Origin of the sequence: Streptomyces sodiiphilus, from assembly GCF_039529215.1 — a bacterium.
In the GTDB taxonomy this organism is placed as follows: Bacteria; Actinomycetota; Actinomycetes; order Streptomycetales; family Streptomycetaceae; genus Streptomyces; species Streptomyces sodiiphilus.
Genome location: NZ_BAAAMJ010000057.1, coordinates 44331 through 62156, shown reverse-complemented (window position 1 = coordinate 62156; position 17826 = coordinate 44331). Strand labels below are relative to the sequence as shown.

Annotated in this window: 21 protein-coding genes and 1 pseudogene; 10 read left to right on the top strand and 12 right to left on the bottom strand. The window is 73.2% G+C overall.

What is annotated here, in order from left to right:
- The 5 genes from ABD299_RS21210 to ABD299_RS21190 form a co-directional block, all read left to right on the top strand.
- A partial coding sequence (locus tag ABD299_RS21210; protein ID WP_344265068.1) for an HNH endonuclease signature motif containing protein occupies window positions 1–349 on the top strand: 349 nt, incomplete at its 5' end.
- A gap of 105 nt (window positions 350–454) precedes the next feature.
- Window positions 455–1057 carry a redoxin domain-containing protein gene (locus ABD299_RS21205; protein ID WP_344265065.1) on the top strand — a complete coding sequence of 201 codons (603 nt, stop codon included), beginning with the start codon at window positions 455–457 and terminating at the stop codon, window positions 1055–1057.
- Window positions 1058–1067: 10 nt separating this feature from the next.
- On the top strand, window positions 1068–1961 hold the full coding sequence (locus ABD299_RS21200; RefSeq protein WP_344265063.1) for a cytochrome c biogenesis CcdA family protein: 894 nt from the start codon (window positions 1068–1070) through the stop codon (window positions 1959–1961).
- 64 nt (window positions 1962–2025) lie between these two features.
- Window positions 2026–2619, top strand: coding sequence for an RNA polymerase sigma factor (locus tag ABD299_RS21195; protein ID WP_344265060.1), 594 nt, complete (start codon window positions 2026–2028; stop codon window positions 2617–2619).
- Window positions 2616–2903, top strand: coding sequence for an anti-sigma factor family protein (locus ABD299_RS21190; RefSeq protein WP_344265057.1), 288 nt, complete (start codon window positions 2616–2618; stop codon window positions 2901–2903). Before ABD299_RS21195 ends, ABD299_RS21190 begins: the two co-directional genes overlap by 4 nt.
- Window positions 2904–2909: 6 nt before the next feature.
- On the opposite strand, the gene ABD299_RS21185 is transcribed toward ABD299_RS21190, so the two are convergent.
- Window positions 2910–3815: an RNA polymerase sigma-70 factor gene (locus ABD299_RS21185; RefSeq protein ID WP_344265054.1), complete on the bottom strand. Its 906-nt coding sequence runs from the start codon at window positions 3813–3815 to the stop codon at window positions 2910–2912.
- Window position 3816: 1 nt separating this feature from the next.
- Window positions 3817–4767, bottom strand: coding sequence for an NAD-dependent epimerase/dehydratase family protein (locus ABD299_RS21180; protein ID WP_344265051.1), 951 nt, complete (start codon window positions 4765–4767; stop codon window positions 3817–3819).
- Between the two features lie 257 nt (window positions 4768–5024).
- On the opposite strand from ABD299_RS21180, the gene ABD299_RS21175 reads away from it, so the two are divergent.
- A complete protein-coding gene (locus ABD299_RS21175; protein WP_344265049.1) occupies window positions 5025–5363 on the top strand; it encodes a hypothetical protein in 339 nt (112 codons plus the stop codon).
- A gap of 17 nt (window positions 5364–5380) precedes the next feature.
- Here ABD299_RS21175 and ABD299_RS21170 read toward each other — a convergent pair whose 3' ends face one another.
- Window positions 5381–6295 (bottom strand): NADP-dependent oxidoreductase, encoded by a 915-nt coding sequence (locus ABD299_RS21170; RefSeq protein WP_344265046.1) that lies wholly within the window; start codon window positions 6293–6295, stop codon window positions 5381–5383.
- 226 nt (window positions 6296–6521) lie between these two features.
- Between ABD299_RS21170 and ABD299_RS21165 the strand changes: the two genes are divergently transcribed.
- Window positions 6522–7733 (top strand): glycoside hydrolase family 6 protein, encoded by a 1212-nt coding sequence (locus tag ABD299_RS21165; RefSeq protein ID WP_344265043.1) that lies wholly within the window; start codon window positions 6522–6524, stop codon window positions 7731–7733.
- A gap of 94 nt (window positions 7734–7827) precedes the next feature.
- Here ABD299_RS21165 and ABD299_RS21160 read toward each other — a convergent pair whose 3' ends face one another.
- The 3 genes from ABD299_RS21160 to ABD299_RS21150 form a co-directional block, all read right to left on the bottom strand.
- Window positions 7828–8277: a hypothetical protein gene (locus tag ABD299_RS21160; protein ID WP_344265040.1), complete on the bottom strand. Its 450-nt coding sequence runs from the start codon at window positions 8275–8277 to the stop codon at window positions 7828–7830.
- A 123-nt stretch (window positions 8278–8400) separates the two neighbouring features.
- Complete coding sequence (locus ABD299_RS21155; RefSeq protein WP_344265037.1) at window positions 8401–8820, bottom strand: DoxX family membrane protein; 420 nt, start codon at window positions 8818–8820, stop codon at window positions 8401–8403.
- A gap of 126 nt (window positions 8821–8946) precedes the next feature.
- Window positions 8947–10128: a zinc-dependent alcohol dehydrogenase gene (locus tag ABD299_RS21150; RefSeq protein WP_344265034.1), complete on the bottom strand. Its 1182-nt coding sequence runs from the start codon at window positions 10126–10128 to the stop codon at window positions 8947–8949.
- 146 nt (window positions 10129–10274) lie between these two features.
- On the opposite strand from ABD299_RS21150, the gene ABD299_RS21145 reads away from it, so the two are divergent.
- Window positions 10275–10904, top strand: a complete 630-nt coding sequence (locus tag ABD299_RS21145; protein ID WP_344265032.1) for a HemK2/MTQ2 family protein methyltransferase — start codon at window positions 10275–10277, stop codon at window positions 10902–10904.
- Window positions 10888–11139 carry a CDGSH iron-sulfur domain-containing protein gene (locus ABD299_RS21140; RefSeq protein ID WP_344265029.1) on the top strand — a complete coding sequence of 84 codons (252 nt, stop codon included), beginning with the start codon at window positions 10888–10890 and terminating at the stop codon, window positions 11137–11139. Before ABD299_RS21145 ends, ABD299_RS21140 begins: the two co-directional genes overlap by 17 nt.
- Here ABD299_RS21140 and ABD299_RS21135 read toward each other — a convergent pair.
- From ABD299_RS21135 to ABD299_RS21110, 6 genes and pseudogenes are all read right to left on the bottom strand, one after another.
- Window positions 11104–12156 (bottom strand): iron-containing redox enzyme family protein, encoded by a 1053-nt coding sequence (locus ABD299_RS21135; protein ID WP_344265026.1) that lies wholly within the window; start codon window positions 12154–12156, stop codon window positions 11104–11106. The two genes, ABD299_RS21140 and ABD299_RS21135, sit on opposite strands and share 36 nt — an antisense overlap.
- On the bottom strand, window positions 12156–13373 hold the full coding sequence (locus ABD299_RS21130; RefSeq protein ID WP_344265025.1) for a carboxylate-amine ligase: 1218 nt from the start codon (window positions 13371–13373) through the stop codon (window positions 12156–12158). The genes ABD299_RS21135 and ABD299_RS21130 overlap by 1 nt, the downstream gene beginning before the upstream one ends.
- Window positions 13374–13375: 2 nt before the next feature.
- Window positions 13376–13693, bottom strand: a complete 318-nt coding sequence (locus ABD299_RS21125; RefSeq protein ID WP_344265023.1) for a DUF6480 family protein — start codon at window positions 13691–13693, stop codon at window positions 13376–13378.
- Window positions 13690–14043 carry a DUF8129 domain-containing protein gene (locus tag ABD299_RS21120; RefSeq protein ID WP_344265021.1) on the bottom strand — a complete coding sequence of 118 codons (354 nt, stop codon included), beginning with the start codon at window positions 14041–14043 and terminating at the stop codon, window positions 13690–13692. The genes ABD299_RS21125 and ABD299_RS21120 overlap by 4 nt, the downstream gene beginning before the upstream one ends.
- Before the next feature lie 102 nt (window positions 14044–14145).
- Complete coding sequence (locus ABD299_RS21115; protein WP_344265018.1) at window positions 14146–15030, bottom strand: SDR family oxidoreductase; 885 nt, start codon at window positions 15028–15030, stop codon at window positions 14146–14148.
- Window positions 15027–16410, bottom strand: a pseudogene (locus ABD299_RS21110) (thiamine pyrophosphate-dependent enzyme); the annotation flags it as partial. The pseudogene ABD299_RS21110 and the gene ABD299_RS21115, both read right to left, overlap by 4 nt.
- Before the next feature lie 460 nt (window positions 16411–16870).
- Between ABD299_RS21110 and ABD299_RS21105 the strand changes: the two are divergent.
- Window positions 16871–17746, top strand: coding sequence for a SigB/SigF/SigG family RNA polymerase sigma factor (locus ABD299_RS21105; RefSeq protein WP_344265016.1), 876 nt, complete (start codon window positions 16871–16873; stop codon window positions 17744–17746).
- The last annotated feature ends 80 nt before the right edge of the window (window positions 17747–17826 follow it).

The window sequence follows — 17826 nt, the reverse complement described above, 5'->3', positions numbered from 1 at the left end:
CACCGCACGCGACCCCCACTGCCGGTTCCCCACCTGCTCCATGCCCGCCCACCGCTGCGACCTGGACCATGTGCGGCCCTTCGACCACCAGCGGCCCGCTGCGGGCGGGCTGACGGTTCCGGAGAATCTGATGCCGTTGTGCCGCCGTCACCACCGGCTCAAGCACACCCCGGGCTGGCGCACCCACCGCGACCCGGCCACCGGCCGCGTCACCTGGACCACCCCCACCGGTCACACCCACACCACCGAACCCCACCACTACCCCACCCACCGGCCAACGCCCGCCCCCACAGCCGGTAAACCCCAGGCCAACACCTGTCCCGCGCAACCGGACACGCCTCCGTTCTGACCTCCCCGGCAGCCGGTGCGCGAATCGGTCGGCGGGAGTGGAAGGAAGAGGAAGGGCCGGCGGGTTTCCGGGGCACGACAGCGGACGACAACAAAGGATTTCATGATGCGCAGCCTTCCCCTCCGGAGCGCCGCCGCGGTGCTCACCGGCGTGGCCCTCCTCGCTCTGACCGGATGCGGCAGCGGCTCGGACGACAATGCGGCGGAGCCCGCGGACACCGGCAGTGCGGACGGCGCTGGGGGCGACCCCGACGCCGACGCCGACGGTGAGGGCGCGGGTGAGCCGGGTGGGGCGGAGGTGCCGGAGCACCTGTCCTTCACGACGACCACCGTGGACGGCGCGGTCTTCGAGGGCTCCTCGCTCGCCGGGGAGAAGGCGGTGCTGTGGTTCTGGGCCCACAACTGCCCGGTGTGCCAGGCCGAGGCGCCGGGCATCAAGGCCGCGCAGGAGAAGTGGGGCGACGAGCTGACCTTTGTCGGCGTACCCGGCAACGGCAGCCCGGACCAGGACCGGGAGTTCGTGGACGAGTACGGGCTGGACGGCTTCGTCCACGCGCGGGACGAGGACGGGTCGCTGTGGACCACCTACGGGGTGCCCGCGCAGCCCGCCTTCGCGTTCCTCGACGAGGACGGCACCATGAACGTCGAGCTCGGCACCCTCAGCGAGGACGACCTGAACGGTCATCTCTCCGCGCTGGCCGGACGGTGAGTGCCGCCCGATGACCGGGATACCTCTGACGCTGGCCGTCACGGCAGGCATGCTGGCCGCGGTGAACCCGTGCGGCTTCGCCCTGCTGCCCGCCTATCTGACCCTGTTCGTGAGCGGCCGGGGGCAGGACGACGGCCGCGCCGGAGCGCTGCGGCGGGCCGCCGTGGCCACCGGGGCGATGACCGCCGGCTTCGTCGTGGTCTTCGGGGCGTTCGGACTGGTCGTCGCTCCGCTGGCGCTCGCCGTGGACGGGTGGCTGCCGTGGGCCACCATGGTGATCGGCGTGGTGCTGATCGTGACGGGCGGCTGGCTGCTGGCCGGGCGCGAGCTGCGGCTGCCGCTGCCCAAGGCCGGGCCCAGCAGCCGTGATCCGGCGGGGTCGGCGCGCGGCATGGCGCTGTTCGGCGTCTCCTACGCGGTGGCGTCGCTGTCGTGCACCGTCGGGCCGTTTCTGGCGATCACCAGCACCGCCTTCCGCGGCGGCAGTATCCCTGGGGTGGTCACCGTGTTCCTGGCCTACGCCGGAGGGATGGGCGCGGTGGTGGGTGTGCTGACGCTGGCCGTGGCGCTGTCGCGGCAGGTGCTGATCGCCCGGCTGCGGCAGGCGCTGCCGTACGTGACGCGGGCCTCCGGGGTCCTGCTGCTGCTCGCCGGTCTGTATGTGGCGTACTACGGCTGGTGGGAACTGTTCGGCGGACCGGGGGATCCGGTGATCTCCCGGGCCACCGAGTTCCAGGGCGAACTGACCCGCTTCCTGCGCGGGCTGGGCGTCGGCCCGCTGCTGGCCGTTATGGGCGGGCTGGTGCTGGCCGCCGGGGCGGCGGCGGGACTGACGTCCCGGCGGCGGCACCGGAGGGCGGAGAAGGAGGCGGCGGCCGACGGTGAGGCGCGGGTGGCCGGGTAGCGGTTCGTCACCCATGACGGCCTCCGTGTTCCGCCGGGGCGCGGACATCCGGTGGAATGCGGGGGTGACCGAGCAGGGTTCCTCAGGGGTGGAAGACCTGGCCGGGGACGCGGAGGAGAGCAGGCGGAGGGCGTTCGCGCGGTTTGTGCTGCCCGAGGTCGAGGTGCTGCTGAGGGTGGCGAGAACCCTCACGACGCAGCCGGCGGACGCCGAGGACCTGGTGCAGGACACGCTGCTGCGCGCGTACCGGGCCGTGGACCGGTTCGACGGCAGGCACCCGCGGGCCTGGCTGCTGACGATCATGCGGCGCGCCGAGATCAACCGGCACCGCCGCCGCAGGCCGCACCTGCTGGACGATCCCGACGACGACCTGGAACGGCTCGCGGCCGTGCCCGCGGGCCGGGCCGGCAGCCCGGAGGAGACGGTGGTGGACGAGACCTTCGACGAGGTGCTGGAGACCGCCTTCCGGGCGCTGCCCGTCAAGCACCAGCAGGTGGTGCGGCTGGTGGACATCGACGGCCTCAGCTACGGGGAGGCGGCCCGGCTGCTGGACGTGCCGGAGGGCACGGTGATGAGCAGGCTGCACCGGGCGCGCAAGCGCATCCGGGGCCGGCTGGCCGCGGCCGGCCTGACGGCGGAGAAGCGGGGTGCGCGGTGACCGGCAGGCCGTGGCGGCGGCGCGAGGAGGACCGCCGGATCGGCTGCCTGCGGGTGATGCGGGTGCTGCAGTCCTACCTCGACGGGGAGACCGACGAGGTCACGGCCCGGCGGATGGCCGCACACCTGGAGCACTGCCGGCACTGCGGGCTGAAGGAGGCGACCTACCGGGAGATCAAGGAGGCGCTGGCCCGCAGGGCCGAACCGGACGCGGGGGCGGTGGAGCGGCTGCGCGCCTTCGGGCAGTCCCTGCTGGAGAACGGCGGGGCCGGGGAGGGCCGGTGACAGTGGTCAGGTCACTGCCGGGTCCACGCGGGCGAGCTTGTCCGGGTTGAGTACGCCGTAGACGCGGTGGATGCGCCCCTCGCGGATGCCGAACGTGACCAGCCGGCCGCGGCCCTCCGCTGTCATCCACAGGGCGGGCTCACCGTTGGACTCCACCGTCTCGACGCCGGTCAGCCGGTAACGGGTCAGCAGTCCGCCGAGGAACGCGAGAACCCGGTCCCGTCCCTGGATGGGCCGCAGGGCCGCCCTGACCTTGCCGCCGCCGTCGGACCAGGCGGTGACGTCCTCGCTGAGGAGGCCGGCCAGCGAGGCCAGGTCGCCGCTCCGCGCGGCCCGCAGGAAGCCGTCGGCCAGCCGGGCGTATTCCTCGGGCGCGGCCCGGAAGCGGTCCCGGCCCTCCGCCATGCGTTCCCGGGCGCGGTGGCACAGCTGGCGGCAGTTGGCCGCTGTGATCCGCAGCGTGCGCGCGATGTCGTCGTAGGGGAGGCCGAACGCCTCCCGCAGCACGAACACCGCGCGCTCGGGCGGGGTGAGCCGCTCCAGCAGGTGGACCGTGGCGTAGGAGACGGTGTCCCGCAGTTCGGCGGTGTCCATCGGGCCGAGCACCCCGGCGGGCACCGGTTCGGGAAGCCAGGGGCCGGTGTAGATCTCGCGCCTGGCCCGGGCCGAGCGCAGGTGGTCCAGTGCCAGCCGGGACACCACGGTGACCAGGAAGGGCCGCACCTCGCGGACGGTGGCCCGCTCCGTGCGGGTCCAGCGCAGCCAGGCGTCCTGCACGACGTCCTCGGCGTCCCACATGCTGCCCAGCAGCCGGTAGGCCAGGCCGAGCAGCAGCGGCCGGTACTCCTCGAATTCCGCGGCCGGTCCGTTCCCGGTCGCTTCGGTCCCGCCCGGGGCCGGCTGTTCCGCCATGTCAGGCGGCCTTTCCGGCCCCGGCTGCCGGCTCCTCGGCGAAGCCCTGGCGCCAGGAGGTGTAGTGCGGGCGCCAGTCGAGGCTCAGCCGGGCGCGGGAGTTGTCGGCACCGCGCAGCCGGGTCATGAAGGCCACGCCCCACGCGCCCGCGAGGGGCCGGACCAGGGCTGCCGGGACCCGGCGCGGCGGCCGGACGTCCAGCAGCCGGGCGAGATGCGGCAGCCAGACGTGCATGGGTGCCGGGTCGTCGTCGGCCACGTTGAGCACTCCGGTGACGTCCTTGTCGAGCGCGGCCACCACCGCTGTGGCGGCGTCGCGGGCGTGGAGGAAGGAGAAGACCGCGGTCCCGCCGCCGGCCAGCGGCAGCCCGCCCTTGCGGACCTGCTCGGTGAGGGAGCCGTCGGGGGCGAGGACGGAGCCGGGCCCGTACAGGTGGCCGAAGCGCAGCACCAGGCCGCCGGCCTCGGTGGTCTGCCGTTCGAGGTCCCGCAGCGCCCCCAGGACCGGGGCCATGCGCCGCGGCGGATCCGGCCACAGCGGGGTGTCCTCGTCGGCGGGGGAACGGCCCGGCTCGTAGGCGAAGGCGATGCTCTGCGCGATGATCCTCCGGGCCCCGGCCTCCTGGGCGGCCGCCAGCAGGTTCGCGGTGCCCTCGGTGCGCAGCCGGTTGGTGGCCGCGAAGTCGCGGTCGACCCGCCGGGGGCTGACCTTGGGCGGGATGGCGGTCAGCATGTTGACGACCGCGTCCGGGGCCGCCCGCGAGACCGCCGCGGCCACCGCTGCCGGGTCGAGCGCGTCGGCGACGACCATCCGTGCGTGGCCGTTCCGTTCGGTGTCGGCGGCCCGGCGGGCGGACCGGGTCATGCCCGTCACCTCGTGGCCGGCGGCGGACAGGACGGGAAGCAGCTGCCGGCCGATGACTCCGGTGGCACCCGCGACGAAGACCTTCATGGTGTCCTCCTGTGGACCGGACTCCGGCTTCGATCCGGAGGTTCCGCCCGGATGACGGGCCGGCGCGGCCGGGTGTGACGGGTTCCGGGGTGATGTGTGCCACACCGGCCCACGGGCCGGGCCCGGGGGGAGTGTCGCACGTCACACCCCAGGCGGCACGCTGTGGCGTGGAGGCCGCGCCGGCCGGCCCTGCCGACCCCGTGGCGGGCGGCCGGCGTGCACCGACATCGTTGACGTGACCACATCACCCGCACAGCATGGCCTGGGACAACGCGACCGGCGGGTTCGTCGACAACGGCAACCCCGGCCGGCTGGTGACCGAGCGCTCCACGGCCTGGCGCAACGGGGGCACCGGCTTCGGCTTCTCCCGCTTCCAGTCCACGCTGAACCGGAACCTGGCCGTGGCCAACGGGGCCGACGTCTCGCTGGGGTCCGGCTCCGGCGGCAGCGGCAACTCCTGGAATCTGGGCGGCAGCTGGAGCTTCGTCAGCACCGGCCCGGGGGTGATCACCGGCCCGCGGCGGGCCGACGGGTCCATTCCGTCCTCCGCCTTCCTGCGACCGGCGAACGGGGCGGACGCGGGTGCCCGGTTCTGAGGCCCTCCGGACGACGGTCAGCCGACGGCCAGCACGACCTTGCCGCGGCCGTGACCACTGGCCACATCCCGGTGGGCAGCGGCGGCTTCGGCCAGCGGGTACACCTGGCGGAGGTGGACGCCGACCAGCCCCCGGGTGTGGAGATCCACCAGCTCGGCCAGCCGCGCGGCGGACCGGGTGCCCTCGACATCGCGCAGCCCCAGCTCGGTGGCCTCCGCCATGGCGACCACGGTGACCACCCGGTTCCGGTCCCGGACCAGTTCCACCGAGGCGCGCAGGGCCTCCGGGCCCGCCGCGTCCAGGGCGGCGTCCACCCCGCCGGGGGCGATGTCCCGCACCCGCTCGGCAAGGCCCGCTCCGTAGGTGACGGGATGGGCGCCCAGCGACCGCAGGTACGCGTGATTGCGGAGCGAGGCCGTGCCGATGACCTTGTCCGCGCCCCAGGCCAGGGCGAGCTGTACGGCGAAGCTCCCCAGCCCGCCGGCCGCGGCGTTGATCAGTACCGTGTCCCCGCCGGTGACGCCGATCGTGGACAGGGCCATGTGGGCGCCCTGGCCGTTGCCCGGGAAGCCCGCCGCCACCTCCCACGGCATGTCCCGCGGTTTGCGGACGATCTGGTCCGCGGGGACGGTGAGGTACTCGGCGTAGGCGCCCAGCACGGTGTAGCCGAGCACCTCGTCACCGGCGGCGAACTCCGTGACGCCCGCGCCCACCTGGTCGATCACCCCGGCGAACTCGTTTCCCAGGACCATGGGGAACTTCCGCTCGATGAACGGCGGCGTCCAGCCCTCGCGCACCCGGACGTCGAACGGCATCACGCCGGCTGCCCTCACCCGTACCCGGACCTCACCGGTGCCGGCCCGGGGCTCGGTGATCTCGGTGAGTCTCAGTTCCTGCGGCGGTCCGAAGGCGGACAGTGCTGCGGCTCTCATCATGTCTTCCCTTCCCCAAGGGGTGGCACGGCGCCGGGGTGACGCGGCTCCCCGGCAGTGCAACGCCGTCCGCCTCCGTTCTCGTCCCTGCCCCGGGGTGTTTCCAAGTCCGTACCGGTGCACGGGTATTGACGCGGGACCGGGGTGACGGGGAGAGTCGAGGCGGGTTGGGAGCGCTCCCATGAACTCGTGTCAGGAGTCGTACGTGTCGCGTCAGGAGTCGTACGTGAAGAACGGACCACGCAAGCGCACCCTCGTCCTCGCCGGCGCCCTCGCGCTGGCGCTGACCACCGGCCTGGCCGGGAGCGCCGGTGCCGCCGGTGCGGAGAGCGGCAAGGGGAACGGGAAGGGGAACGGGAAGGGCGGCGGCGACACCCGTCTGTACGTACCGCCCCCCAACCCCGGCGCGCTGGACCAGATAGCCGGTCTGCTGCGGGCCGGGGAGTGGCGGGACGCGGCGGGCCTCACCAGGATGATCACCACACCGCAGTCCGTCTGGCTGACCGGCCAGGAAGGCAGCGACGTCCGCAAGGACGCCCGCGCCGTGATGAAGGGCGCCAAGCTCCAGCGCGCCCTGCCCGTCCTCACCCTCTACAACGTGCCGGGCCGCGACTGCTCCCAGTACTCGTCCGGCGGCGCCGCCAACACCGCCGAGTACAAGGCGTGGATCGACGAGGTCGCCCGCGGCATCGGCAAGGGGGAGGCGGTCGTCATCCTCGAACCCGACGGACTGGCCCTGATGCCCTCCGACTGCGGGCAGGACGACGACGAGGGCACCCTGACCGCCGCCCGCTTCGTCGAGCACAACTACGCCGTCGACACCCTCGCGACCCTGCCCGGCACCACGGTCTACCTGGACGCCGGCCACAGCGACTGGCACAGCGTCAACTCCATCGCGCCGCGGCTGATCGAGGCCGGCGTGGAGAACACCGCGGGCTTCTACCTCAACCCCTCGAACTACCAGACGGACGAGGACCTGGCCCGCTACGGAACGCTGATCTCCGGCTGCCTGAGCTACGCGGCCGGCGGCGGCGACCCCGCCGACTGCCCCAACCAGTGGTGGGAGCCGGAGGACGCCCAGGAGTGGCTGGACGAGAACGTCACCGCCGACCCGGCCGACCAGCCGCACTTCGTCACCGACACCAGCCGCAACGGGCAGGGGCCGTGGACCGCTCCGGAGGACGCCTACCCGGACCCGCAGGAGTGGTGCAACCCGCCGGACCGCGGACTGGGCCAGCGGCCGACCACCGACACCGGTCACCCGCTGATCGACGCCCACCTGTGGATCAAGATCCCCGGTGAGTCCGACGGCGAGTGCCTGCGCGGCACCGAAGGCCCCGAGGACCCCGAGCGCGGGATGGAACTCCCCGCGGCCGGAGCCTGGTTCCCCGAGCAGGCGCTCGAACTGGTGCGGTACGCGCAGCCGCCGCTGCGCTGACGGCTCCGGCGGGGCCACGGCTGACCGCACGCCGAGGCATCCGCCGGTCACCACGCGCCCCGGCCGGGCACCACGTATGCCCGGCCGGGGCCGCTCAGGGCCTCACGACCGTGCCGTCGCGCAGGACCGGCAGCACCAGGCCGCCGGCGCGCACCTCGACGAAGGCGCAGCCGCCGGTTCGCACCACCGGCCGCGCCGAGGAGAACGGCTCCGGCACCAGGTCCGCGGGCCCGTAGTGCTCGACGGTGGTGTGGAAGAGGTTCAGCTGATGGTCCACGTACGGTCCGCCCAGCGCACACCGGGCCAGGAAGCCGACCGGTGCCACGCCGTGGGCGGCCTCGTACTCCTCCCGCAGCCACTGCGCCATGTCGCGGCAGGCGGCCGGGTCGGGCTCGTCGTCCAGCCGGCCCAGGCCCTCCAGCAGGGCCACGGAGCGCGGCGCGTACAGATGGTCATCGTCCGCCGGTGCGGGCGGGCCCTCGACGGGACGTAAAACGGGTCCGGCCCCCGCGGGCCGGACGGGTCTGTGCTCGATCGGCACCATGCGATCCCCCTGCTCCTCCGCGCACCCCACTCCTGTGCGCGGCCGACCTGTCGTCCTGACCGAAGAGGTTAATGACGAACGGCCGGCCGGGAAGGGGAAGCGCACACATCCGTGCGGGGGCGGTCAGCCGATGTCGAACGCCGGGGGCGTGACCGTCAGCCCCAGATCCGTGCCGACGTAGGAGAAGAAGGCGAACAGCATGAGCGAGGCACCGGCCAGGCTCATGTCCTTGCCGAAGTGCAGCGCTTCCGCCTGCCTGTTGCCCGAGTCCCGCTCCTTCCAGAAGGGGTGCATGAGCAGCGCCGTCGGGAAGAGGAACAGGAACAGCAGCAGTGCGCCGAGGTCCGGCCAGACGCCCAGCAGCACACTCAGTGAACCCACCATCAGGACCACCCCGCTGCCCAGCGTCGCCGGCCGGGGGGACGGAACGCCCTTGGACTCGGCGTAACCGGCCATCGCCGAGGTGTTGGCCAGGTGGTTGAAGGCGGAGGCGAGGAAGAACGCCGCGAAGAGGACGCGGCCGATCAGTACGAGAACGTCCATGATCCGTGACCTTCCGGATGCGGACCGGGTGGCGCCCGCGGCGGGGAGCGGCGGGCACGCACACGGCATCTGCGCTGTTCCTCCGACGGTAGTGGCAGCCGGGAGGCCGTGCATCCCGGCCGGGGATCACGGGTGGAGGACCGTCTTCACCATGCCGTCCCGCTTCTCCTGGAAAACGCGGTAGGCCTCCGGGGCCTCGCCGAGCGGCAGGTGGTGGGTGGCGAAGCCGTCCACGCCCAGCGGGTCGCCGTCGCCGAGGTGCGGAAGGATGTCCGGCAGCCACCGGCGGACGTTGGCCTGCCCCATCCGCAGCTGGATCTGCTTGTCGAACAGCGTCAGCATCGGCAGCGGGTCGGCCATGCCGCCGTAGACGCCGCTGAGCGAGATCGTCCCGCCGCGCCGCACCATGTCGATGGCCAGGTAGAGCGCGGACAGCCGGTCCACCCCGGCCTTCGACATCAGCTTCTCCGCCACCTTGCCCGGCAGCAGCCCGCTCATGTCCTGCAGCAGCTTGCCGCTGGTGCTGCCGTGCGCCTCCATGCCGACCGCGTCGATGACGGCGTCGGCGCCGCGCCCGCCGGTCCGGTCGGCCACCGCGGCGACGATGTCCTCGTGCAGCGTCAGATCGAGGGTCTCCACGCCGCGGGAGCGGGCCCGCTGGAGCCGCTCGGGCACCAGGTCGATGCCGATCACCTGGGCCGCGCCGCGCAGCGTGGCGATCCGGCAGGCCATGTCGCCGATCGGGCCCAGGCCCAGCACCACGACGCTGCCGCCCTCGGGGATGTCCGCGTACTCCACGGCCTGCCAGGCGGTGGGCAGCACGTCGGAGAGGTAGAGGTAGCGGTCGTCGGGCCCCTCGGCCGGCACCTTGACCGGCCCGTAGTGCGCCTGCGGCACCCGCAGGTACTCGGCCTGCGCGCCGGGGACCCGGCCGTAGAGCTTGGTGTAGCCGAAGATCTCCGCGCCCGAGCCGTGCTCGCGGACCTGGGTGGTCTCGCACTGGGTCTGCAGCCCGCCCTCGCACATGAAGCAGGAGCCGCAGGCGATCTGGAACGGCACCACCACCCGGTCGCCGGGCGCCAGGTTCGTCACCCCGCTGCCCACCTCCTCGACGATGCCCATCGGTTCATGGCCCAGGATGTCCCCGGAGGTCATGAAAGGCGCCAGGACCTCGTACAGATGGAGGTCGGAGCCGCACAGACCGCTGGAGGTGACCCGGATGATCGCGTCCAGCGGCTGCTGGATCCCGGGGTCGGGGACCTCCTCGACCCGGACGTCCCGCCTGCCGTGCCAAACCGTGGCCTTCATCGAAAGATCGCCTCCGCCTCGCCGTCACTGGACGGTCGCGGGTACCCGGCCGACCGGGGGCCAGTCATCCCGGCGGAGAGGCCGGAGTTTGACCGGGGGACAGGTGAGGCACTCGGGGGCTCATGTTTCTGCTGAAACCTCCAGGTGTGTACGCGCCGCAGGGCGACACATGGCTCCTCCACCGCGTCCTGGCCGAATCCGGGGTGGCCTCCGGGGCCCGGGTGCTCGATCTGTGCACCGGTACCGGGGTCCTCGCCCTCCAGGCGCTGCGGCTGGGCGCCGAACGGGCCTGGGCCTGCGACACCTCCCCGCTGGCGGTGGCCGCGGCCCGCTGCAACGCCCGGCTGCGCCGGCTGCCGCTGACCGTCCGGCGCGGGCACTTCGACCGGGTCACCGGCGGACGGTTCGACGTGGTCCTCGCCAACCCGCCGTACGTCCCCTCGCCCGCGCGCCGGCTGCCCGGCCGCGGCCGGGCGCGCGCCTGGGACGCGGGCCCGGACGGCCGCGCGGTGCTGGACCCGCTGTGCGCGCGGGTGCCCTCCCTGCTGAACCCCGGCGGGACGCTGCTGCTGGTCCACTCCGGCATCAGCGGCACCTACCGCACGCTGGAACGGCTGCGGGATCACGGGCTGCGGGCCGAGGTCGCCGCCCGGACCGTCCAGCCGTTCGGGAAGGTCCTCGGCGGCCGGGCGCGGTGGATGGAACGGGAAGGCCTGATCGCCTCCGGGCAGCGGACGGAGGAACTGGTGGTGATCCGCGGTGACCGCCCCCGATGAGCGCCCGGCCGGGGCCGGTGCGCGCCGGGTCCGTCCGGTGCCGGGCGGGCCGCTGCTGATCGAGGGGCCGGTGGAGGTGGAACTGCCCGACGGCGGCACGGCACGCTCGGACCGGTTCGTGACGGCCGTGTGCACCTGCCGGCGCAGCCGCCGCTACCCCTGGTGCGACACCAGCCACCGGCGCCGCAGCAGGGACCGGTCACCCGGCGGGCCCGGTGAGGGGCCGCAGCAGTGAGGAACGGCCCGCCCGCCACGCGGTCATCAGCCGCTCGGCGAGGCGGGCCTCCAGGAACTCGGTGGCGCGGATGCCGAAGACCACGTCGGGGGCGAGCCCGGGCTGGCGCTCCAGCAGGTCACCGATGACGTCGTGGCGCATGACCTGCTCGTGCACGGCGTCCGCCTCGATGTGCTCGGTGTAGAAGTGCACGCAGGCGGCCGGGGCGTCCATCCTCTCCAGCGCCCTGGCCATGGTCCGCGCGGCGGGCGCGGTGGAGATCTCGGCCGCGGCGAAGTGCCCGACCAGCGCCCCGCGCAGCGCCCGGTGCAGACCGAACAGGGACATCAGATTCACCAGGGCGAGCGCCGGTGCCGGCACGGCGTCCAGATGGCCGAGGTAGGAGGCGTCGAGACCGGCCTCGCGCAGCAGGTCGGCGTACAGACGGGAGTGCGCGCGTTCGGCCCGGCCGCCGCCGAACTCGTCGAACTCCACGGCCACCAGCGCCGCCTTGGCGCGGCCGTCGAGCCGGGGGATCACCCATGCGTGCGGGTCGGCCTCCTTCAGGTGGTACACCGAGCGGTGCGTCAGGTACTCGCGCATCTGCCACCAGTGGCCCTCCGTCAGGAGATGGCCGGCGACACCGCCAACGTTCACCGGTTCGGTCAGCAGCTCCTCCAGCTCCGCCCGCACGTCGTCGCCGGGCGGGACGTCACCGCGCAGGGCGTCCAGGAACCGGTGTTCCAGTTCCCGGCGCAGGCCCAGCAGCTCCGGGTCCCACTCCCAGCCGGGATCGACCCCGCGGAACCCCTGGTAGTGCAGCTCGTAGCAGGTGTAGAGGGCGAGCTGGAGATCGTCCCCGTAGGGGTCCGCGCCGTCCACCGGCGGCCGCGTGACCGGGGACCGCGGGCCGGCCGCGGGGCCACCGGAGGCGAGGAGCGAGCGGACCGCCTCGCCGAGCGGGCCGCGGGGCTCGGGCAGCGGCGCGGAGTCGGCCGCGGCGGCGGCGTCGGAGGGGGCCACGGGGGGTGCTGTCATCAGGTCGGTTCTCCCATGTCTGCCGGTACGTCGTCTTCGGGCAGGCCGCTCCCGGGCGGGCCCGGGGTGCCCCGCGGTCCGGGGCCGCCGGCCGGGTCGGTCTGGTCGGCCAGCAGGTCCACCACGGCGCGGGGCCCGCCCAGCATCCAGCCGGCACGCTGCCGTTCCGCGCCGGTGCCCCAGCGGCACACGGCGGCCAGTGTCCGGCGGACCTCGGCGGTGTCGCCGGTCTCCTCCAGCGACCCGGCCACGTGGTCGAGCAGCGCCTGGACGCGGGCGACGGCAGGCCCCCGCGCGCCGGTCAGCGGATCCACGCCGGGCCCGGCCAGGCCGTGCCGGGCCGCGGTCCAGATGGCGGTGTCGCCCACCTGGGCGTCGAGCAGCGGCACCGGACGGTCCTCGGCCGGCCCGGCCAGCGCGGTGCGGACCAGTGCCCGGGCCAGGGCCGCCTGGAGCACCGCCTCGTCGACCGTGGCCGCGGCGTCCGCCACCCGGAACTCCACCGTGGGGAAGCGCGAGGAGGGGCGGGCCAGCCAGAAGGTCATGGCCGGGTCGGAGATGGCCCCGGCCTCCACCAGTCTGTCCACCTCGGCGTCGTGGGCCGCGGCGGAGGCGAAGCGGGGCGGGATGCCGGCGCTGGGGAAGCGGGCCTGCTCCACGATCCGCCAGCTCGCGTAGCCGCGGTCCTTGGTGCCGTCCGAGGGCGAGTTCACCGACAGGGACAGCAGCACCGGCAGCCACGGGCGGATCCGGTTGACGACGGCCACCGCGGTGTCCCGGTCGGGCACGCCGATGTGCACGTGGCAGCCGCACATCTGGTAGTCCTCCAGAGCCGTGCCGTACAGCGCGACGATCCGCGCGTAGCGGTCGCCCTCGGTGACCGGGCACGGTCCCTGGTGGCCGAGCACGGGGGACCCGGAGGAGACCAGCCGCAGGCCCTCGGCGCGGGCGGCCCCGGCCAGTCGGCGGCGGCCGGCCGTCAGCTGGCGGCGCAGCTGGCCGAGCGTGGTGCACACCCCCGTGCTGGCCTCGATCTGGGTGGTGAGCAGCTCTGTCTGGTAGGCGCCGCCGTCGCCGGGAGGGGGCTCGCGCAGGACGCGCCGCAGTACCGCCGGTGCCGCCGGGGCGGTGCGGGCGGTGGCGGGATCGACGAGGAGGAACTCCTCCTCCACGCCCATGCTCAGTCCCCGCGCGACGGCGCTCCGTATCGCGGGCACCGTCACAGCAGCGAGATGGCGTGGGCGACGAAGAACACCAGGAACAGCGCCGTGAGCACGATCAGGACCGCCACCGGTGCCTTGCTCCAGCCGCGGGTCGGGTTGTGGGTCTCCCGGGGGCCGGCGTCGACGGTGCTGCTCTCGACGGGCGGTGTCTCCCCGGAGCGGACCGCGCCGCCCGGCTCCAGGCCGGTGCTGGTGCGCGGGTCCGGGTCGGCGGGGTCCGCGTGCGGGTCGAGCCGGTGCCGGTGGCCGTGCGCGTCGTGATGGCGGCCGCCGTGCCGGCGGGCGGGCCCGTGGTGGGATGGTTCGCGTGTCATGGCCTGCGTTCATCGCCCTTCGGTTTGCCCCGCTGGTGCGGGGAGCCGTGCGGTGGGGAGGAGAACGGCTGGGGAGTGGTGGCGGGGTCCACCGGGGAGCCGCCCCGGGTCGCCTCGGCCTGGCCGGGGCGGGGGCTGCCGCCCGGTGAGGGGGTCGCCCCGGCGTCGAGTTCGCCGAGCCGGGCCTTGATCACTTCGGTCACCTGCACGCGGTCGGCGTGCTCCCGCTCGTGGTCCAGGAGCCGCCGGAGGTCCTCGACCTCCAGGGACCGGATGCGGTGCTGGATCTCCCCGGCGGCGAGCTGGTCGTAGCCGGGGACCGGAAGGTCGTCGTGCTGCGAGGTAGCCATGACCGCCGGGTTTCCGTCCGCCGGGTGCGGAAACCTCCCCCGGCACGGGCCGGGCCGTGCCGTGCCGTGCCGTGCCGTGGGAAGGGTTCCGGAGGGCAGGGCTCAGGGCAGAGGTGTGCCGCCGGTGGCGTTGACGATCTCGGCCGTGATGTAGCCGGCCTCCTGCGAGGCGAGGAAGACGAACGCCGGGGCCATCTCCACCGGCTGGGCCACCCGTCCGATGGGGGCCTGCTCCCCGAAGCGGGAGGTCTCCGGGATGGTGGAGGGGATCAGCGGGGTCCACACCGGTCCGGGGGCGACCCCGTTCACCCGGATTCCGCGATCGATCAGGTGGGCGGCCAGCCCCTGGGTGAAGGTGATGATGGCGCCCTTGGTCGTGGCGTAGTCCAGCAGGTGGGGCTTGGGCTGATAGCCCTGGATGGAGGTGGTGTTGATGACGCTGCCGCCCTCCGGGATGTGCGGCAGGGCCATCTTGCACAGCCAGAACATGCCGTACAGGTTGGTGCGCATCACCCGGTCGAACTGCGCGGTGGTGATGTCCTCGATGCTGCCGGGCCGGGACATCTGGTAGGCCGCGTTGTTGACCAGGACGTCGATGCGGCCGAAGTCCTCGACCGCCTTGGCCACCAGCCGCTCGCACTCCTCCTCGAAGCGGATGTCGCAGCTGATGGCGACCGCGCGCCGGCCGGCGTCCTCCACCAGCGCGATGGTCCGCTCGGCCTCCTTCTCCTCCTCGGGCAGGTAGGTGAACATCACGTCGGCGCCCTCGCGGGCGTAGGCCAGCGCCACCGCGCGGCCGATCCCGGAGTCACCCCCGGTGATGACGGTCCGCTTGTCCTTCAGCCTGCCGTGACCGCGGTAGGACTCCTCCCCGTGGTCGGGAGCGGGGTCCATCTCCGCCGTGCTTCCCGGGTGCTTCTGGGACTGCTCCGGGTATTCCGGGGTCGGGTATTCCTCGGCGGGGTTCTGCTGCGGTCGGTCGGTCATGGTGTGTGCCCTTCCGGTGTGTGGTCGTCTCGTCGTTCACTGGGGTGCGGCCGGCTGCCGGGCAGGAACTCCTGGGCCTTGGCCCGCGGGCCTGCCTGAGCACCGAGGCGCGGTCGGAGTCGCCCTTCAGCAGGGAGCGGGCCGTGGACTCCAGCTGGTCCCAGTCGGTGGAGGGGGGGATGGGCGGGACGGCCGGGTCGGTCATGAACTCCACGACCGCCGGGCGGTCGGCCGTCAGCGCCTGCCGCCAGGCGTCCTCCACCTGTTCCGGCTTCTCCACCCGGATGCCCAGCAGCCCGAGGGAGCGGGCGAACGCGGCGGTGGAGACATCGGGGATCGACTGCGAGGGGAGGAACCGCGGGGAGCCGGACATCGCCCGCATCTCCCAGGTGACCTGGTTGAGGTCCTGGTTGTTCCACACTCGGCCACCAGCCTCGGGTCCTGCCAGGAGCGGTAGTACTTGGCGATGGTGGTGAGCTCGTTCATGCCGTTCATCTGCATCGCGCCGTCGCCGCTGAGGGCCACCGCGGGGCGGTCCGGGCGGGCGAACTTGGCACCGATGGCGTACGGCACCGCGCAGCCCATGGTGGCCAGCGTCCCGGACAGGGCGGCGCGCATGTCACCGCGGATCCGGATGTGCCGGGCGTACCAGTGGTGACCGAGGCGGAGTCGACGGACAGCATGACGTCGTCGGGCAGCAGCGGGTCCAGGCAGTGCGCGACGTACTGCGGATTGACCGGATCGGCCGGGACCTCCGCCTGCCGGCGCAGGACCTCGCGCCACCGGTCCACCCCGGCCATGATCTCCTCGTGCCACTCGGTGGCCTCCTCCTTGCGGCGCAGCAGCGGCAGCAGCCGGCGCAGGGTGGCCCGGGCGTCCCCGACGAGGTTCACCTGCCTCCTCGTCCGGCTCGGTGGTCCACCCGCTCGGTCCCGGCTGGAGGGCACCATCTTGAACTCGTGCGCGGGGGGCCTCGTACTCCAGTTCCTGGACGTCCGCCGGCATGATCACGGCGGTGGGCGCGCTGCGGGCGAGCGCGGTGCGGATGGCCCGGTCCAGCACGTTGGGCAGCTGCTGGGGGACCGTGACGGTCTCCACGAAGTCCGAGGCGACGTCCTTGAACAGGGCGTGGAGGTCCACCTCCTGCTGGTAGGCGCCGCCCATCGGGCTGCGGCAGGTCTGCCCGACGAGGGCGACCACCGGCACGTGGTCCAGCTTCGCGCCGTACAGCCCGTTCAGCAGGTGGACCGCGCCGGGGCCGGAGGTCGCCGCGCAGACGCCGAGCCGGCCGCCGTACCTGGTGTGACCGACGGCCTGGAAGGCGGACATCTCCTCGTGCCGGGCCTGGATGAAGCGCGGGTTGTCGCCGGCCCGTTCCCAGTCGGAAACCTTCTCCACCATGCTCGTGTGTGGTCCCTCCTCGCCCCGCCGGCGCCGGGCCACGGGCCGCTGATTTTCGAGTGCGGTTTCGAATTGCGGTGCTCCGGAAAAGCCTGGCGCCGTTGTCACCGCCCGGTTGTGTCCGGCGTGTGTCCGTGCGGTGACCCGGCGGGGTCGGCGTGCGCGGCCGATGACCGGATGGTGACCCTGTGGAGCCGCCCGGCCGCGTTCGTCTTTGCGTGCGTATTCACTCGCGAGTAACCCGGAAAGGAATCGGAAAACCTCGTTTGAGGGGTATTCGGCCGGGCATGTGCCCCAACGTGCTTCGGACAGCAGGCACCTCCGCCGGCACATGCAGCGGGTGCCTGGGTACTGCGATTGCCCTGGTCGGCTTGCACATGTCGCGGCGGTGATCACAGATTGCTAAACAGGAAGACGCGGCCGAAGTCTGGAGAGCGCGATGAGCACGTCTGCACGGACCCGAACGAAGCCCGGAAAGCACCCCCACGACGACGCCCCGGACACCACCCAGAAGTTCCGGAGGATAGCCTCGCTGCCGGACGGCCCGGAGCGCGAGGGGCTGTGCCAGGAGGTGGTTACCGCCTGGATGCCCATGGCCGGCCGGCTCGCCCGGAACTTCCGCGACCGCGGCGAGTCCCTGGAGGACCTGGAGCAGGTCGCGGCATTGGGCCTGGTCAAGGCGGTGAACCGGTACGACCCGGACCGAGGCTGCGCGTTCGAGAGCTATGCCGTCCCGACGATAGTGGGCGAGGTCAAGCGGCACTTCCGTGACCATCTGTGGGGAGTCCACGTCCCCCGCCGCACCCAGGAGCTGCGCAACCGGGTGCGTGCCGCCTACCGTCAGCTCAATTACCGCCTCGACGACCGGGGCCCCGGCATCGAGCAGATCGCGGAGCACACCGGACTCACCGAGGACGAGGTCCGCACCGGTATGGAGGCCCTGGAAAGCTACAGTCCGCTGTCTCTGGAGGCCGAGCTCCCCGGTGCCGACGACGGGTACGCGCTGAAGGACACCCTCGGAACTTCCGAGCCCGGCTTCGACCAGGTCGTCTATCGCGAATCGGTCAAGCCCAAGCTGGAGAAACTTCCCGAACGCGAACGGAAGATCCTCTACCTCCGGTTCTTCCGTGAGATGACGCAAAGCCGTATTGCCGAACAGCTCGGCATCTCCCAGATGCACGTCTCCCGGCTCATCAGCCGGACCTGCGAGCGCATCTACGAAGAGGTCGAGGGAACCGACCGGCCCCGCGAGAAAGCGGGCAACCGGAGCCGTGCCCGGACCGGGGAAACCGCAGGCGACCGTACCGCCGCCTGAGCGGGCCCTGGCCGGAGGGCCGCGATACGCCTGCCCCGGCCAGTCACCCCGCACACCCAGCCCTCTGTCCTGGAGGCCGT

Bases quoted from the DNA above. Each gene is read 5' to 3' on its own strand.
- ABD299_RS21170 (WP_344265046.1), bottom strand. From the start codon at position 6,295: ATGAGAGCCGCAGCACTGTCCGCCTTCGGACCGCCGCAGGAACTGAGA.
- ABD299_RS21185 (WP_344265054.1), bottom strand. From the start codon at position 3,815: ATGGCGGAACAGCCGGCCCCGGGCGGGACCGAAGCGACCGGGAACGGA.
- ABD299_RS21105 (WP_344265016.1), top strand. From the start codon at position 16,871: ATGAGCACGTCTGCACGGACCCGAACGAAGCCCGGAAAGCACCCCCAC.
- ABD299_RS21150 (WP_344265034.1), bottom strand. From the start codon at position 10,128: ATGAAGGCCACGGTTTGGCACGGCAGGCGGGACGTCCGGGTCGAGGAG.
- ABD299_RS21125 (WP_344265023.1), bottom strand. From the start codon at position 13,693: ATGACACGCGAACCATCCCACCACGGGCCCGCCCGCCGGCACGGCGGC.
- ABD299_RS21135 (WP_344265026.1), bottom strand. From the start codon at position 12,156: ATGACAGCACCCCCCGTGGCCCCCTCCGACGCCGCCGCCGCGGCCGAC.
- ABD299_RS21180 (WP_344265051.1), bottom strand. From the start codon at position 4,767: ATGAAGGTCTTCGTCGCGGGTGCCACCGGAGTCATCGGCCGGCAGCTG.
- ABD299_RS21175 (WP_344265049.1), top strand. From the start codon at position 5,025: ATGGCCTGGGACAACGCGACCGGCGGGTTCGTCGACAACGGCAACCCC.
- ABD299_RS21120 (WP_344265021.1), bottom strand. From the start codon at position 14,043: ATGGCTACCTCGCAGCACGACGACCTTCCGGTCCCCGGCTACGACCAG.
- ABD299_RS21160 (WP_344265040.1), bottom strand. From the start codon at position 8,277: ATGGTGCCGATCGAGCACAGACCCGTCCGGCCCGCGGGGGCCGGACCC.
- ABD299_RS21205 (WP_344265065.1), top strand. From the start codon at position 455: ATGCGCAGCCTTCCCCTCCGGAGCGCCGCCGCGGTGCTCACCGGCGTG.
- ABD299_RS21200 (WP_344265063.1), top strand. From the start codon at position 1,068: ATGACCGGGATACCTCTGACGCTGGCCGTCACGGCAGGCATGCTGGCC.
- ABD299_RS21155 (WP_344265037.1), bottom strand. From the start codon at position 8,820: ATGGACGTTCTCGTACTGATCGGCCGCGTCCTCTTCGCGGCGTTCTTC.
- ABD299_RS21115 (WP_344265018.1), bottom strand. From the start codon at position 15,030: ATGACCGACCGACCGCAGCAGAACCCCGCCGAGGAATACCCGACCCCG.